Source organism: Streptomyces sp. NPDC002018, from assembly GCF_042890865.1.
Taxonomy (GTDB): Bacteria; Actinomycetota; Actinomycetes; order Streptomycetales; family Streptomycetaceae; genus Streptomyces.
Genome location: NZ_JBIASO010000002.1, coordinates 274,894 through 290,115 on the forward strand (window position 1 = coordinate 274,894; position 15,222 = coordinate 290,115).

Sequence of the window (15,222 nt, forward strand, 5' to 3'; positions counted from 1 at the left end):
CCGGTGCCCGGTGCGCTGTGCGCTGTGCGCCCGGACGTGCTGGGTACCCGATGCGCCGGGTGTTCGGTCGCGCTGGGTGCCCGATGCCCGGTGCGCGGGGCGTTCGGTCGCGCTGGGTGACCCGTGGGGCGGCCGCTCAGCCGAGGAGCTTCACGATCGCCTCGGTGGTTCCGGTCTCGCCGATCGCCGGGAAGATCTTCTCGACGGAGTTGCGGTGGCTGCCCTCGTCCATGTCGGTGACCGCGTCGGTGACCACGGTGACGTTGTATCCGCGCTCGTGCGCGGCACGGGCGGTGGACTCCACGCCCTTGCTGGTGGCGATGCCCGTCACCACGACCTGGGTGATCCCGCGACGGCGCAACTGCATGTCGAGGTCGGTGCCGTAGAAGGCGCCCCAGGTCTGCTTGGTGACGATGATGTCGCTGTCCTGCCGCCCCAGGCCGGGCACGAGGTCCGCCCAGTCGGCCGCGGGCGCGATGCCGCCGCTCTGCACGGCTTCGTTCCGGCCTGGCGCGCCTTCGGTGACATTGACCAGCACGACCGGCAGGCCCTTCGCCCGGAAGGCGTCGGCGAGTTCGGCGGAGCGTGCGACGACCTCCTCGGCGGGGTGGATCGTGGGCCGGCCGACGATGCCGTTCTGGAGGTCGATGACGACCAGGGCGGTCCTGGGGTCGAGAGTGGTGGCGGTCATGGTGGTACTCCTCGGGGCTGTGCGATGACGGGGTCGTGCGGTCGGGGGGTCGTGCGGTCCGGGGGGTCGTGCGGTCGGGAGCTGTGCGGTCGGGAGCTGTGCGGTCGGGAGCTGTGCGGTTGAGGGCTGTGCTTCTCCGCCCTGGGCGGCCGTCTCACTCACTCCTCTCGACCAGCCGTCGCAGCAGCGCCGCGGCATCGGCCAGGGTGCGGCGCTCGGCGCCGTCGAGCTCCGCGGCGATCGCCTCGGAGAGCCAGCCCTGTTTGGCCGCGCGGACCGCGGCGAGGGTGTCGCGGCCGGTGTCCGTGACCGAGACGACGGACTGCCGGCCGTCGTCGGGATCAGGTGTCCGTTCGATCAGCCCCTGTTCCTCCAGGCCGCCGAGCGTCAGCCGCATGGACTGCGGGCGTACGTACTCGGCGCGGGCCAGCGCGGCCGTGGTGGACGGCCCTTCGCCGTCCAGCCGGGAGAGCACGGACCGCTGGGAGGGCGTGAGCCGGCTGTCGGGCGATGCCGTGCGCAGCCTCCGCACCAGCTTGCGCACCACGGCGGTGAGATCGCCCGCGACCTGCTCGGCGGTCGGATCGCCGGGCCGCCCGGACTCTTCGTACATGCGTTCACCGTAGGAGATGGACAGGTAACCTTGCAAGGTTACCTGTCCATCTCGGGGCAGGTTCCGGCCACCCCGGACGGGGGCCGCCTTGCTCAGGGCGCGGCACGGCACCTAGGGTGAATGCGCTTTCATTCACGAACAGATCATGTACGGACAAGAAGCGGACGGTCGGTCGGGTGAGTGCCCCCACGGTGTACGACGTCGCCGAACGGTCCGGCGTCTCCATTGCGACGGTGTCCCGGGTCTACCGGAACCCCGATTCCGTCCGCGCCCAGACCCGCGACCGGGTGCTGGCGGCCGCCCGTACGCTCGGCTACGTACCCAGCGGAAACGCGCGCGGTCTCGCCAGCAGGACCACCGGAGTGCTCGGGCTCTGCTTCCCCGACTACGCGGACCCGGACGCCGAGACCGGCGCCGAGGCAGACGACACGTACGACGACTCCGCCGTGATGCTCTACTCCGACCAGATCATCCGCGGGATGGAGCGGGCCGCGCGGCGCCACGGATACGCGCTGCTGATCGCCGCGTCCCTGAAGGGCGGGCCCGAGTCGCTGGTGGCGAAGGTGGCGGGGCGGGTCGACGGCTTCGCCGTACTGGCCAGGACCGTCCCCACCGAAGACCTTGAGGTGATCTCCCGGCGGCTGCCGGTGGTGATGCTGGCCGGGCCCCGCGAGATCGACCATCTCGACCATGTCGAAGTGGCCAATTCCGACGGCGAACGCGAACTGGCCCGCCATCTCATCCGCGACCACGGACTGCGCGATCTGGTCTTCATCGGCGGCGAGAAGGAGTCACCGGACGCCGAGGCACGGTTCCGGGGATTCCGCGAGGCATGCGCGGAAGCCGGTCTTCCGGTGCCCGACGAGCCGGAACTGCGGGCCGGGATGATGACCCAGGCCGAGGGCGAGCGCGCGGCGGAGGCACTGCTGGAGCGGGGCGGCCGGGACGGCGGACGGCCGCGGGCGATGCTCTTCGCCAACGACCAGATGGCGATCGGCGCGCTCCACGCCCTGGAGCGGCGCGGGGTGCGGGTGCCCGAGGACATCGCGGTGACGGGCTTCGACGGGATTCCGCTGAGCCGGATGGTGCGGCCCGCGCTGACGACCGTACGGCAGCCGATCCGGCGGCTGGGCGAGGAGGCGGTGGAACTGCTCGTCCAGCGCCTCGGCGACCGCGACCGCGAGCCGGTCTCGCTGATGCTCCCGGTCTCGATGACCCGCCGCGCGAGCTGCGGCTGCTAAGGGCTGTCCCGGCCGCCGCCGGCTCTACGGGGCCGCGCCGCGCGCCGACCGCCGGCACCGTCCCGGCTCTCGGCGCGGTCCTATGACGCGCCCGCCGAGAGGTGTCGAATCCGTCCGGCGGGGCAGGCGCGGGAACGACGAGGAGTCGGCCGGGACTCCGGACGTGCGCCGGATCGACGGGGTGGTCGTGCGCCGGATCGACGGCGTAGCCGTGCCCCGGCGCGGACATGGCCCCGGAAGTGGCCCGCGGGGCACGGAACGCCGGGAATGAGCGGATTCCGTCACCCCTCCATGCGGCGCGTCCGCACCTCGGCGCGGTGCGTGGAAGCGGTCCCGGCAGATGTCCCACATGTTGCACGAGTGTGACCAAGGCCCCTCTTGCGGTTTCCCGAAAGACGGCGGCAGAGTGATGTATGCGCTTACAGGCAGCGCATACATCGGGTCGCTCAAGGAGGAGCCGTCCATGCACCGCACCGCCAGAACCGCCTCCGCCGCCACCGCGCTCGCGCTGGCCTTCGCCATCGCCGCGTGCGGCGGCTCCGGTGGGGAAGGAGTCGCCGCCGACCAGAAGCAGACGCTCACCGTCTGGGCCATGGGCGCCGAGGGCGAGAAGCTCGCGGAGGTGGCCGAGGTGTACGAGAAGGCGAATCCGCACCTCACCGTCAAGGTCACCCCGGTCGGCTGGGACGTCGCGCACCAGAAGCTGGTCTCCGCCGCCGCGGCGGGCAATCTGCCCGATGTGGCCCAGATGGGCGGCAGTTATCTGGGCGAGTTCGCCGAACTCGGCGTGCTGGAGCCGGTGGACACCACCGTCTTCACGAAGGACGCGTTCTTCCCCGCCGCCTGGGAGCAGGGCGAGATCGACGGCGAGGTGTACGGCGTCCCGTGGTACGTCGACACCCGGGTCCTCTACTACCGCACCGATCTGGCGAAGAAGGCCGGCGTCCAGCAGGCACCCGCCACCTGGCAGGAGCTGCGGCAGCTCGCCACCGCCTACCAGGACAAGGCCGGCACCGAGTGGGGCATCTCCCTCCAGCCCAGCGGTCTGGACACCGTACAGAGCTGGTACCCGTTCCTGTACTCGGCCGGCGGCGAGATCGTCACCGACGACGGCAAGACGGTCGTCGACAGCCCGGCCTCCGTCCGCGCCCTGGCGGAGTACGGCTCGTACTTCGACAAGGGCCTGGCCAAGAAGAGCGTCCAGCCCGGCTACGACGTGCTGAAGGACTTCAACACCGGTGACGCGCCGATGTTCTTCTCCGGCCCCTGGATCATGACGCTGATCAACGACGGCTACCCCGACCTCCAGGGCAAGTGGGGTGTGGCGAAGGTCCCCGCCGACAAGGACTCCGTCTCCATGGCGGGCGGCTCCAGCCTGGTCGTCTCCAAGGACAGCGAACACAAGGCCGCCGCCCAGAAGTTCATCTCCTACCTCACCGGCACCGAGGGCCAGCAGGACTGGTTCACCCGCTCCAGCGATCTGCCCGCCAACACCAGCGCCTGGGACTCCGGCAGGCTCGCCGACGACCCCGCGCTCCAGGTCTTCCGTGAGCAGATGGAGTCCTCCAGCGCCTCGCCCGTCCAGCCCCGGTGGAGCGAGATCAGCTCGAAGGTCGACGACGCCATCGCGTCGGTGACCCAGGGCAAGTCCTCGCCGCGGGAGGCCGCCGAGAAGGCGCGGTCCGAGATCGAAGGGCTCGTGGAGTAACCGCCATGAGCACCTCGATCTCGACCGAACCCGCCGCCGGGGCGGCCCCGGTGCAGTCCGGGCCGGGCGGCCGTCCTCCGGCCGGCCGGACCGCCCGCCGGGCGCGGGGCGGCAGGCCCCGTCCGATGGGTGTGCAGAATCTGGCGGGCTGGCTCTTCTCCACCCCCTTCCTGGTGCTGTTCACCGTCTTCATGGCCTTCCCGATCGTCGCCACGCTCGCGATGAGCTTCACCGACTTCGGGCTGCGCGATGTGACCGATCCGTTCTCCGCGGAGTTCATCGGCTTCGAGAACTACACCCGGCTCTTCGGTGACGAGAAGTTCCTCAAAGCCCTCTTCAACACGGCGTACTTCGTGGTCGTCGGCGTACCGCTCACCATCGGCGCGGGGCTCGCCGCCGCCGTCCTGCTGAACAACGGCATCGACCGGGCACGCACCTTCTTCCGGGTCGGCTTCTACGCCCCGGTCGTGACCAGCATCGTCGCGGTCGCCGTCGTGTGGCGCTTCGTCCTCGATCCGTCCGACGGGCTGATCGCGGGCCTGGCCTCCGAAGTCGGCCTTACCGGACCCGACTTCCTGGGCTCCGAGGCGCTCGCCATGCCGTCGCTGATCCTGATGGCGGTGTGGCGCAATCTCGGCACGGTCATGGTGCTCCTCATCGCCGGTCTCCAGGCGATCCCCGCCGATGTACGGGAGGCGGCCCGGCTGGACGGCGCCGGTGCCTGGCAGGAGTTCCGCCGGATCACCGTCCCGCTGCTGCGGCCCACCCTGCTCTACGCCACGGTGATCACCACGATCGGCTATCTCAATGTCTTCGAGGAGCCGTTCGTGATGACCCAGGGCGGCCCCTCGGACAGCACCCTCACCGTCTCGCTGAACATGTACCGCGAGGGCTTCAACTTCTTCCACATGGGCTACGCGAGTGCCATGGCGTATGTGCTCTTCGTCGTGATCATGGGCATCACCGTGCTCCAGCTCCGTCTGCTGAAGGACAACACGAAATGAGCGCCGCACAGACCCCGGCCCCGGCCGCCACCACGACCGGCGCCCCGCCCACCACCACGACCGGCGCCCCGCCCACCACCACGACCGCCACCCCGGCCACCGCCACGACCGCCACCCCGCCCCCGGCCCCGCCCGCGGGCCGGGCCCCCGCGCCGGCCCGGCGCGGCACGCGCGGCGAGCGGCTCAGGAAGCCCGGCGTCTACGCGCTGCTGTCGCTCGGACTGCTGGTCATGGCCACACCGTTCCTCTGGATGGCGCTGTCCGCCTTCAAGACCGACCGTGAGCTGCGGGCCAGCCCTCCGGTCTGGCTGCCCACCGAGTGGACCCTCGATCACTTCACCCGGTTGCTCGACCGGCTGGACCTCCCGCTCCACTTCTTCAACTCCGCGGTCGTCGCCGTCCTGGTGACCGTCTCGAATCTGGTCTTCTGCTCGATGCTGGGCTATGCCCTGGCCAAGCTGCGGTTCGCGGGCCGGAACAAGGTCTTCGCGCTGGTGCTCGGCGCGCTCATGGTCCCCGGCAATCTGATGCTGCTGCCGCTCTTCGTCCTGATGAGCAAGTTGCGTCTGATCGACTCGTACGCGGGGCTGGTCCTGCCGTTCGCCGCCGGGGCCCTCGGGGTCTTCCTGATGCGTCAGTTCATGCTCTCGATCCCCGACGAGCTCCTGGAAGCGGCCCGGATGGACGGCGCCGGTGAGTGGTACATCTTCTGGCGGATCGTGATGCCGCTGGTCAAGCCCGCCCTGGCGACGCTCGCGATCCTCACCTTCCTCGGCTCCTGGAACAACTTCGTCTGGCCGCTGATCGCCACCAACGATCCGGACAAGTACACGCTCCCGGTGGCCCTCGCGACCTTCGCCACCGATCCGAACCAGTCCTCGGGGTCGAACGGGATGCTGATGGCCGGCTCCCTCCTGATCGTCCTGCCGGTGCTGCTCGTCTTCCTCGTACTCCAGCGGTACTTCACCCAGGGCATCGCCACGGCCGGGCTGAAGTAACGACCGGCCGGGGCGGCGTCCCACCCGCCGGGCCGGCGTCCCACCCCTCCGGGGGCAGCGTCCCGCCCGCCGGGGCGGCGTCCCACCCCTCCGGAGGCGGGGGCCGGGCTCATACGACGGACCCTCCCCCGCGACCGCACCACCGGCGGCCCCCACCCGGCGCCGGGCGTATCTCCCCACCCCCCTACCAGAAGGTTTGTACTGCCATGACCGAAAAGTCCGCCGCCCACGCCGACTGGGAGTCACGCATCGGGAAGCCCAGCGACGAGCGGCTCACCGGCATCGGGGAGCTGCCCGCTCCCGTCGGCCTGTCCGCCGAGGACGGCACCGGCCATGTGCTGCTGACCTGGGAGCCGGTGGCGGGAGCGCTCGGTTATCTGGTCCACCGCGCCGACTCCCCCGGGGGTCCCTTCGAGCCGCTCGACCATCTCGGCGGTGATGTGCTCGCCGTGCCTCATCCGCCGTACGCGGACACACTGGCCGAACCGGGCCACGGCTATTTCTACAAGGTCGCCACCTGGTCCGACAGCGGGCCCGGTCCGCTCTCCGGGGCCGTACCGGGCTCCTCCAGGGCCGCGGGCCCCCGCCCCGCGGAGGTCACCGTGGCGGTGGACGCCGCCGCCCCGGCCACCGAGCTGCCGGGCGTCTGGAACCGGATGATCGGCGCCGAGCACTTCTCCCTGCTGACCTGGGACCGGCCCGGCGCGGGCGGCTCCGATGTCGCGAAGGAGTACGGGGAGGCGCTGGCCGTCGTCCGTGACGAGATCGGCGTACGGTCCGTGCGCGCGCACGGGACCTTCCTGCCCGAGACCGTGACGGTCCGGGACGACGGCTCCTTCGACTTCTCCGGCCTCGACACCGTCTACGACCGCTTCCTGGCCACCGGCCTGCGGCCCGTCGTCGAACTCTCCTTCATGCCGAGGGAACTCGCCTCCGACCCCGGCTACACCGTCTTCGACTACCGGGCGCTGGTCTCCACCCCCGCGCGATGGGAGCGCTGGGGTGATCTCTGCCGTGAGCTGACCGTCCATCTCCAGGAGCGGTACGGGCGCGACACCGTCGCCGGCTGGGAGTTCGAGGTCTGGAACGAGGCCAATCTGGAGGTGTTCTGGAACGGCACCCAGGACGACTACCACCGGCTCTACGAGGTCGCCGTACGCGCCGTGAAGGGCGTGGACGAGCGGATCCGGGTCGGCGGACCGTCCTCCGCCGCGGCCGGCTGGGTCGGCGCGCTGCTGGAGTACTGCCAGGAGCACGATGTCCCCGTCGACTTCGTCTCCACCCATACCTACGGCAACGCCCCCCTGGACTTCCGTCCGATGACCCGCGCCTTCGCCGCCGCGACCGGCAGGCCCGAGCCGGAGATCCTGTGGACCGAGTGGGGCGTCACCCCCACGCACTTCCACCGTGTCAGCGACTCCGTCTTCGCCGCGCCGTTCGTCCTGCGGGGGATGCGCAGCGCGCTGTCGTCCACCGACTGTCTCTCCTACTGGGTCGCCTCCGACCAGTTCGAGGAGCTGGGCTGGCCGCCCCGGCTCTTCCACGGCGGCTTCGGACTGCTGACCGTCGGCAATCTGCGCAAGCCGCGCTTCTGGGCGCTGTATCTGCTCTCGCGGCTGGCCGGCGGCCGGATTCCCGCCGCCGTCACCGGCGACGGCGCGGAGGCCCTCGTCGAGGCCCTCGCCACCCGCGCGGAGGACCGCTCCACCGTGGACGTCCTGTTCTGGAACGGCACCCTCGACCAGTCCAAGATCGACGGCGCCGCCGCGCTGGACCGTACGGCGGCCGTACGGGTCGGCGGGCTGGAACCGGGCGCCGTCTACACCGTCGCCTCGCACCGGGTCGACGAACGGCACGGCAATATCCAGGCCGTCTGGCAGGACCTCGGCGGCGGCGACTGGCCGGACGAGCAGCAGTGGGAGAAGCTGCGCGCCGCCGACCGGCTGCCCGCGGAGGATCTCGCGCCCGTCACCGCGGACGCCGACGGCACCGCGGTGCTGACCGTCGCCCTGCCCAACCCGGGCATCCGGTTCCTGCGCCTCGCCCGCGCCTGATCCGTACCGCCCCCACCCGCCCGGGGGCCGGCGGCACCTGACCGCCGCCGGCCCCCGCACCACCACAGCCACCGCCGCCGACACCGCCGACACCACCGGCCACGGCTGTCACCACAGCCGGAGCCGGAGCCACAGCCACAGCCACAGCCACAGCCACAGCCAGGACTACCGCCGCAACTCCGCATCCGCCAAGGGGAGCCGCACTCATATGGACCGTCGCACGTTTCTCGCCGCCGCGGGAACCGGGGCCGCCGCCCTGTCCCTCGGAGCCGTGTCCGCGCCCGCCGTCGCCGCACCGCGTTCCCGTGTCTCCCGGGCCTCCGACGCACCGCTGCTGCGCCGGTGGTTCCGCGACACATATCGCTCGATCGAGGCGATGACGACCGAACTCGGTCTCGCCGCCGACAAGATCGACGTCAGCGGGCCCGGCACACCCGTCCCGTCCCGGAACACCTCACCGACCAATATCGGCTGCGGTCTCTGGTCCACCGTCGCCGCGGCCGGCCTCGGCGTGATCGACCAGGAGACCATGCACCGCCGGCTGGCCCGTACCGTCTCGGCCGTCGAGCGGCTCGAACGCCACCACGGCTTCTGGCTCAACTGGTACGACGCCTATGACGGTTCCGTTCTCACGAGCTGGCCCGGCACCGGGGACCCGGTCCGGCCCTTCCTCTCCTCCGTCGACAACGCCTGGCTCGTCACCGGCCTGCGGATCGCCGCCGACGCGGACCCGCGGCTGCGCGGCCGGGTCGCCGCGCTCCTCGCCACCGCCGACTGGTCGTACTACTACACGCCGTACGACCCCGCCGACCCGGTGGCCGGGCCCGGCCAGCTCCGCGGCGGCTTCTGGACCGACACCGGCGAGCCCACCGGCCACCACTACGGCGCCCTCAACACCGAGCCGCGCATGGCCAGTTACCTGGGCATCGCCGACGGCACCCTGCCCGGTGAGCACTACTGGCACATGCTGCGCACCATGGTCCCCGAGAACGGACAGGAACAGCCCCCGCAGGGCTCGTACGAGACCGTCGACGGGGTCCGCGTCTGGCAGGGCCACTACACCCATCGCGGCCGCAGGCTCATCCCCACCTGGGGCGGCTCGATGTTCGAGGCGCTGATGGTGCCGCTCTTCGTGCCCGAGTCCGAGTGGTCGCCCCGCTCCTGGGGCGCCACCCACGGCCGCTATGTCCGCTCCCAGATCGAACACGGCCTGGAGGAGGCCGGATACGGCTACTGGGGCTTCTCCCCCTCCAATGTGCCCGAGGGCGGCTACCAGGAGTACGGCGTCGACGCGATCGGCATGCAGACCGACGGCTACGCCTCCAACACCGACCGCACCTTCGTCACCCACGGTGAGCCGCTGCCGCCGCCCTCCGCCTACACCAACGGCGTCGTCACCCCGCACGCCTCGTTCCTCGCGCTCCCGCAGGCGCGCGGGGAGGCCGTCGCCAATCTGAAGGCGATCGCGCGCGACTTCGGCGCCTACGACGACCGCTACGGCTTCCGCGACTCCGTCAATGTGGGAACGGGCCGGGTCAGCGACTTCGTCCTCGCCCTGGACCAGGGCATGATCGCCGCGGCCCTCGCCCAGGAGCTGCGTCCCGGGCTGCTCCAGCGGCCGTTCCGCACGGGCGGGTTCGCCGCGCGGGTGCGGCCGCTGCTGGCGAGGGAGCGGTTCAGCATCCAGGGGTGACGCAGCCCCAGCCCTCGCGGTACGCCGTCCAGTCCTTCTCCCTCGCGGCGAAGTCGGCATAGAGGGCGAGCCCGAAACGTGCCCGGTCGCGGTCCGTGCGCCCCAGCCCCAGCCTGGCGCCGCGGACCGCGGCCGCGACGGTCTCCGCGTGTCCGTGGTGGCTCAGGTCCTCCTCGTAGGAGAAGGGCAGCCCCATCAGCAGGTCGGTGTCCCCCGGGGGGCGACCTCCAGCGTCCCCCGGGGCGACCTCCAGTGCGAGCGCGGTCTGCTGAGAGCGATCATTTCCGGTCGCGATCGACTCAGTCCGGACATAACCTCCCCATTGTGACGCTTCCCGAAAGCTTCACCCGGACGCGCATATCCGGGCGGACCCTCCGGACCCTCCGGACCCTCCTGGCCGTACTGGCCGTACTGGTCATGGCGGGGTGGTGCCTGATCGTCCCCGGCGTCCCGGGCGCTCGGGCGGAGGATCCGATCACGCTGTCACAGCGGGGGCAGATCACCGACAAGGTGGACGCGCTGGACGGGCGCGGGGCGGCGGTGGAGACCTCCCTCGACCGCCTCCGCACCAAGCACCGTGTGCGGCTCTTCGTCGCGTACGTACGCGACTTCTCCGGACGCTCCCCGGAGAGCTGGGCCGATTCCACGGCGGTGCGCAGCGGTCTCGGCCGCGACGACATCCTCCTGGCGGTCGCCACCCATGACCGGCGGTACGCCTGGTCCACCGACGCCGGCTCCCCTCTCACGGACAGCCGGCTCGCCGAGGTCGCCAGGACCGCCGTCGAGCCCGCGCTGCGGCGGAACGACTGGGCGGGAGCGGCGATCGGCGCGGCGAACGGGTACGGCGCGGTGCTCGCGGGCCGGCCCGTGCCCGTCCCGTCCCTCACCCCGGGCGAGCCGGACCCGGGCGGCAGGGCGGCCGAGGCAGGCGCGGCGGCCAATCTGGTGCTGCCCGTCGTGGTGGTACTCGGGGCCGTGGCCGTCGCGGCGTACCGCTACCGCAAGCGCAGGCGGCGGGCGTCGGCCTCCGCCCCGGCCCGCGCGGGCGCTCAGGGCCGGGGCTCCCCCGGCGAAGCCCCCCGGCCCCCGCCGACGCCGCTGCCCGAGCTGGACGGCCGGGCGAAACAGCTCCTGGTCGAGACGGACGACGCCCTGCGGACCAGCCGGGAGGAACTGGGTTTCGCGACCGCGCAGTTGGGCGAGGAGGCCACCGCGCCCTTCACCGACGCGGTGCACTTCGCCCAAGGGGAACTGACCCTGGCGTTCCGGCTGCGGCAGCGACTGGACGAGGCCCTGCCGGAGGACGACACGGTCCGGCGCCGGATGCTGGACGAGATCATCGCCCGCTGCGCGGAGGCCGGCGACCGGCTGGACGCCGAGGCCGAGGGCTTCGACCGGCTGCGGGCCCTGGAGCGGAACGCCCCGCAGGCGCTGGACGCGGCGCGCACCGCCTTCCGTGAGCTGGGTGAACGCGCCGCCACCGCGCGCGGCACCCTCGCCACGCTGCGCGAACGGTACGCCGACTCGGCCTCCGCGCCCGTCGGGGACGGTGTCGAGCAGGCCGAGGACCGGCTCGCGTTCGCCTCCGCCGCACTGGACGAGGCGGGTGGCTCCCTCGACGCGGCGGACAACGGCGGGGCGGCCGTGCGGGTACGGGCGGCCGAGGCCGCGATCGGGCAGGCGGCCATCCTCGTCGGGGCCGTCGAGCGACGCGCGCGGGAACTCGCGGAGGCGGCCGGACGGCTCCCCGGCGCGCTCACCGGGACGGAGACGGACCTCGCCGACGCCCGGGGCCTGCTGCGCGGCACCCCGCCCGGGACACCGACGGCCGACCTCCAGGGCCGGATCGGCCGCGCCGAGGCGGTGGTCGCCGGCGTACGGCGGGAACGGGACGCGGGGCGGTACGACCCGATCGACGCCCTGCGCCGGGTCGAGGAGACCGACGCGGTGCTGGACGAGGCGCTGGCCGGGGCCCGTGAGCATGAGCGGGGCGTCCGCCGGGCCGGCACGCTCCTGGAGCAGGCGACGCTCGGCGCGCGTTCGGCCGTCGGAGCCGCCGACGACTACCTCACCACCCATCGGGGCGCGGTGGGCAGCCAGGCGCGCACCCGGCTGGTGGAGGCGCGGCGACGGCTGGAGCGGGGGCACGCGGCGGCGGCGGTGGGCGATGCGCGGGGCGCGCTGGCCGAGACGCGGCTCGCGGACGGGCTGGCCCGGGAGGCCCAGTACCTCGCCGAGGAGGATGTGCGGTCGTACGGGAACCAGTACGGCGGGAGCGGGACCACCGGGAGGACCCGGAGGGGGCCCGGGTTCGGGGGTGGGGCGTGAAGGAACTCGCGCCCGGCGGCGGGAAGCGGGAAGGCGGACGGACTGCGCTCGTCCGACCGGAGGGGGGAAGGCGGCGGACACCTTCGCGCCGGCGCCGACCGTACGGCTGCCACCGCCCGGTCCGCGCGCGGCGGCCCCGGCTCCGGCCTGACGCGGCGCCCCCGGCTCAGGCCGGGCGCGGTTGCCCCGGCGGCGGCCGGACGGGGTGGTCCCGGCTCGGGCCCGACGGGGTGGCCCCGGCGGCGGCCGGACGGGGTGGCGGTCCGTCAGAACATGCTCAGGAGCTGCTCCACCGTCGGCTCCGCCGTCGAGTCCCCGTCGGGCAGGGCGAGTTCGAACCAGACCGTCTTCCCGCGCGGGGTCCGGCGCGAGCCCCACGCCGCGCTCAGCAGGCCGACCAGTTGGAGCCCCCGGCCTCCCTCGTCGGTGTCGCGGGCGCGGCGCCGCCGGGGCTGGACCAGACCGGCGTCCCACACCTCGCAGACGAGCGTACGGTCGCGGAGCAGCCGCAGCCTGATCTCGCCCTCGCCGTAGCGCATGGCGTTGGTGACCAGTTCGCTGACGAGCAGCTCGACGGTGTCCACGAGCGGTTCGAGATCCCAGGCCAGAAGCTGCGCGCGGGCCAGTTCCCGGGCCTTGCCGACGGAGCGGGGCTCGCGCGGCAGCCGCCAGTCGCCGACCGCCTCGGCCGGCAGCCCCTGGATACGGGCCATCAGGAGGGCGATGTCGTCCTCGCCGTGCCGGGTGTCGAGCGTGTTGAGTACGTGGTCGCAGACGTCTTCGAGCGGGCGGCCCGCGTTGGTGAGGGAGGCGCGGAAGGCGCTCAGCCCCTCGTCGAGCGGATGGTCCCTGGACTCGACGAGGCCATCGGTGTAGAGCGCCAGCAGCGCGCCCTCCGCCAGATCGACCTCGACCTGCTCGAACGGTTCACCGCCCACACCCAGCGGCATCCCGGGCGGCACGTCGAGCATCAGCGCCTCCTCGCCCGGTTCGACGAGGACGGGCGGGAGATGGCCGGCGTTGGCGAAGGTGCAGCGCCGGGTGACCGGGTCGTAGACGGCGTAGACACAGGTGGCGAGATAGACCTCGGAAAGATCGGCGTCCCGGCTCTTGTGGGCGACCCGCGAGGCCTGCTGGGCCCCGCTGGGGGTGCCGAGCCCCCGGGCGATCTCGTCGAGCGCGGAGAGCACCTCCGCGGGCTCCAGGTCGAGCAGCGCCAGGGTGCGTACGGCGGTGCGCAGTTCCCCCATGGCGACGGCGGCCCGCAGACCGCGTCCCATCACATCGCCCACGACCAGCGCGGTCCGGTGGCCGGGCAGTTCGATGACGTCGAACCAGTCGCCGCCCACCTCGGTGGCGGTGTTGCCCGGCAGATAGCGGCAGGCGATGTCCAGCCCGGCGGCCTCGGGGTCGCCGGGCGGGAGCAGACTGCGCTGGAGGATCAGCGCGCGCTCGTGCTCCCTCCGGTAGAGACGGGCGTTGTCGATACAGACCGCGGCGCGCGCGGCGAGTTCGACCGCGAGGGCCCGGTCCCGTTCACCGAACGGTTCGCTGCCCTTCGTCCGGGAGAACTGGGCGAGTCCGATGACGGTGTCATGGGCGACCATCGGCACGGCCAGGGTCGACTGGACCAGGCTGCCGGTCCCGCCGGGGATGGACTGCACCCGGCCGGTCCGCAGGGCGTTCGCGCTGAGCGAGCTGAAGGGGAACCGGTGGACCGCGCCGACCTCCGGCGGGACATACCCCCCGTCGCCCACACCGCCGGGCCCGGTCAGCGGGGCGTCGGACACGGCGCTGGCGAAGGCGACGCGGCGCAGCCGTGCGCTGCCGCCGCCCGCGTCGTTTCCGGAGGAGCCCCACCGTCCCGGCGGTGCCTCCTCGCCGGTGAGCAGGCTCTGGTAGAGATCGACGGCGGCCAGGTCGCAGAAGCCCGGGACCGCCACGTCGAGCAGTTCGCGGGCGGTGGTCTCCAGATCGAGGGAGTTTCCTATCCGGGCGCTCGCCTCGTTGAGCAGCGCGAGATTGCGGCGGGCGCTGGCGGCCTCGCGGGCGGCGATATGACGCCGGGTGACATCGGTGCCCACCCCGGCGACCCCGATGGGGCGGCCCGATCCGCTGTGCACACGGTAGAGATTGATCGCCCAGTGCCTGCGGTCCTTGCCGCCCGGCTGGGTGCCGACGATCTGGAGATCGGTGACGGCCTCCCCGGTCTTCAGGACCCGCTGGAGGGCGGCGGTCATCCGCTCGGCCTCGGGGCGGGAGAGATAGTCGTACACCGTGCGTCCGCGGTGGTCCCCGGCCTCGCCGCCGAAGACGGTGGCGAACCGCTGGTTCGCGCGCTGCACCTTGAGATCAGTGCCGAACAGGAGGAAGCCGAAGGGAGATTGGCCGAAAATGGCCTGCGAGGAGGCGAGATCGGTTTCGATCCGGCGCAGGGCCCGGACATCGACGACGATACAGAGCGCGCCCCGTTCGCCGCTCTCCGTCTCACTCGGCATCACATAGACCTCGGCGAGCCCGTACTCTCCCCGGCCTCCGCGCTCACTCCCGGTCCGGAACGGGACCAGGCCGGTCCACTCCTTGCCGTCGAGGATCTCCCTCACCCGGCGCCGACCACGCGGGCGCAGGTCGGCGGGTACGAAGACCTCGACCGGGTCCTTGCCCCTGACCTGGTGGGAGGCGATTCCGAACAGGTCGGCGGCCCGCTGGCTCCACTGGTCGACCAGCCCGTCCGGGCCGATCGAGAAGGAAGCGACTCTGATGTAGTCATATATCGAGCCGGGCGGACTGCTCTGCCATACGACGTCGCCCGTCGTCCCAGATATCTCGCTCACGCGACCGTCCCCTCCAGCTCACGCACCGGACCGGCCATGCCCGCAGTATTCAGCACTA

10 protein-coding genes and 1 pseudogene are annotated in these 15,222 nt (G+C 72.4%); 7 read left to right on the forward strand and 4 right to left on the reverse strand.

All coding sequences use genetic code 11. From position 1 onward, the window contains the following. Positions 1-136: 136 nt before the first annotated feature. Entirely contained in the window at positions 137-691 is a 555-nt protein-coding gene (locus tag ACFYYH_RS04700; protein WP_388545858.1) for an isochorismatase family protein, read from the reverse strand. A 154-nt stretch (positions 692-845) separates the two neighbouring features. Then, the gene (locus tag ACFYYH_RS04705) at positions 846-1,304 is read right to left on the reverse strand and encodes a MarR family winged helix-turn-helix transcriptional regulator (protein ID WP_388545860.1); all 459 of its coding nucleotides are present in this window, start codon (positions 1,302-1,304) and stop codon (positions 846-848) included. A gap of 176 nt (positions 1,305-1,480) precedes the next feature. Between ACFYYH_RS04705 and ACFYYH_RS04710 the strand changes: the two genes are divergently transcribed. The 6 genes from ACFYYH_RS04710 (at position 1,481) to ACFYYH_RS04735 (ending at position 10,002) form a co-directional block, all read left to right on the forward strand. Then, positions 1,481-2,545, forward strand: a complete 1,065-nt coding sequence (locus ACFYYH_RS04710; protein ID WP_388545863.1) for a LacI family DNA-binding transcriptional regulator — start codon at positions 1,481-1,483, stop codon at positions 2,543-2,545. Positions 2,546-3,008: 463 nt separating this feature from the next. Continuing rightward, the gene (locus ACFYYH_RS04715) at positions 3,009-4,253 is read left to right on the forward strand and encodes a sugar ABC transporter substrate-binding protein (protein WP_388545866.1); all 1,245 of its coding nucleotides are present in this window, start codon (positions 3,009-3,011) and stop codon (positions 4,251-4,253) included. A gap of 5 nt (positions 4,254-4,258) precedes the next feature. Continuing rightward, the gene (locus ACFYYH_RS04720) at positions 4,259-5,257 is read left to right on the forward strand and encodes a carbohydrate ABC transporter permease (RefSeq protein WP_388545869.1); all 999 of its coding nucleotides are present in this window, start codon (positions 4,259-4,261) and stop codon (positions 5,255-5,257) included. Beyond that, positions 5,254-6,255, forward strand: coding sequence for a carbohydrate ABC transporter permease (locus ACFYYH_RS04725; protein ID WP_388545871.1), 1,002 nt, complete (start codon positions 5,254-5,256; stop codon positions 6,253-6,255). Before ACFYYH_RS04720 ends, ACFYYH_RS04725 begins: the two co-directional genes overlap by 4 nt. 206 nt (positions 6,256-6,461) lie before the next feature. Then, on the forward strand, positions 6,462-8,309 hold the full coding sequence (locus tag ACFYYH_RS04730) for a glycoside hydrolase (protein WP_388545874.1): 1,848 nt from the start codon (positions 6,462-6,464) through the stop codon (positions 8,307-8,309). A 208-nt stretch (positions 8,310-8,517) separates the two neighbouring features. Continuing rightward, complete coding sequence (locus tag ACFYYH_RS04735) at positions 8,518-10,002, forward strand: glucoamylase family protein (protein WP_388545876.1); 1,485 nt, start codon at positions 8,518-8,520, stop codon at positions 10,000-10,002. On the opposite strand, the pseudogene ACFYYH_RS04740 reads toward ACFYYH_RS04735, so the two are convergent. Then, a pseudogene (locus tag ACFYYH_RS04740) lies at positions 9,986-10,330 on the reverse strand (hypothetical protein); the annotation flags it as partial. The gene ACFYYH_RS04735 and the pseudogene ACFYYH_RS04740 sit on opposite strands and share 17 nt — an antisense overlap. 89 nt (positions 10,331-10,419) lie before the next feature. Between ACFYYH_RS04740 and ACFYYH_RS04745 the strand changes: the two are divergent. Beyond that, positions 10,420-12,330, forward strand: a complete 1,911-nt coding sequence (locus ACFYYH_RS04745; protein ID WP_388546337.1) for a TPM domain-containing protein — start codon at positions 10,420-10,422, stop codon at positions 12,328-12,330. A gap of 266 nt (positions 12,331-12,596) precedes the next feature. On the opposite strand, the gene ACFYYH_RS04750 is transcribed toward ACFYYH_RS04745, so the two are convergent. Further along, a complete protein-coding gene (locus ACFYYH_RS04750) occupies positions 12,597-15,164 on the reverse strand; it encodes a SpoIIE family protein phosphatase (RefSeq protein ID WP_388545878.1) in 2,568 nt (855 codons plus the stop codon). Between the last annotated feature and the right edge of the window lie 58 nt (positions 15,165-15,222).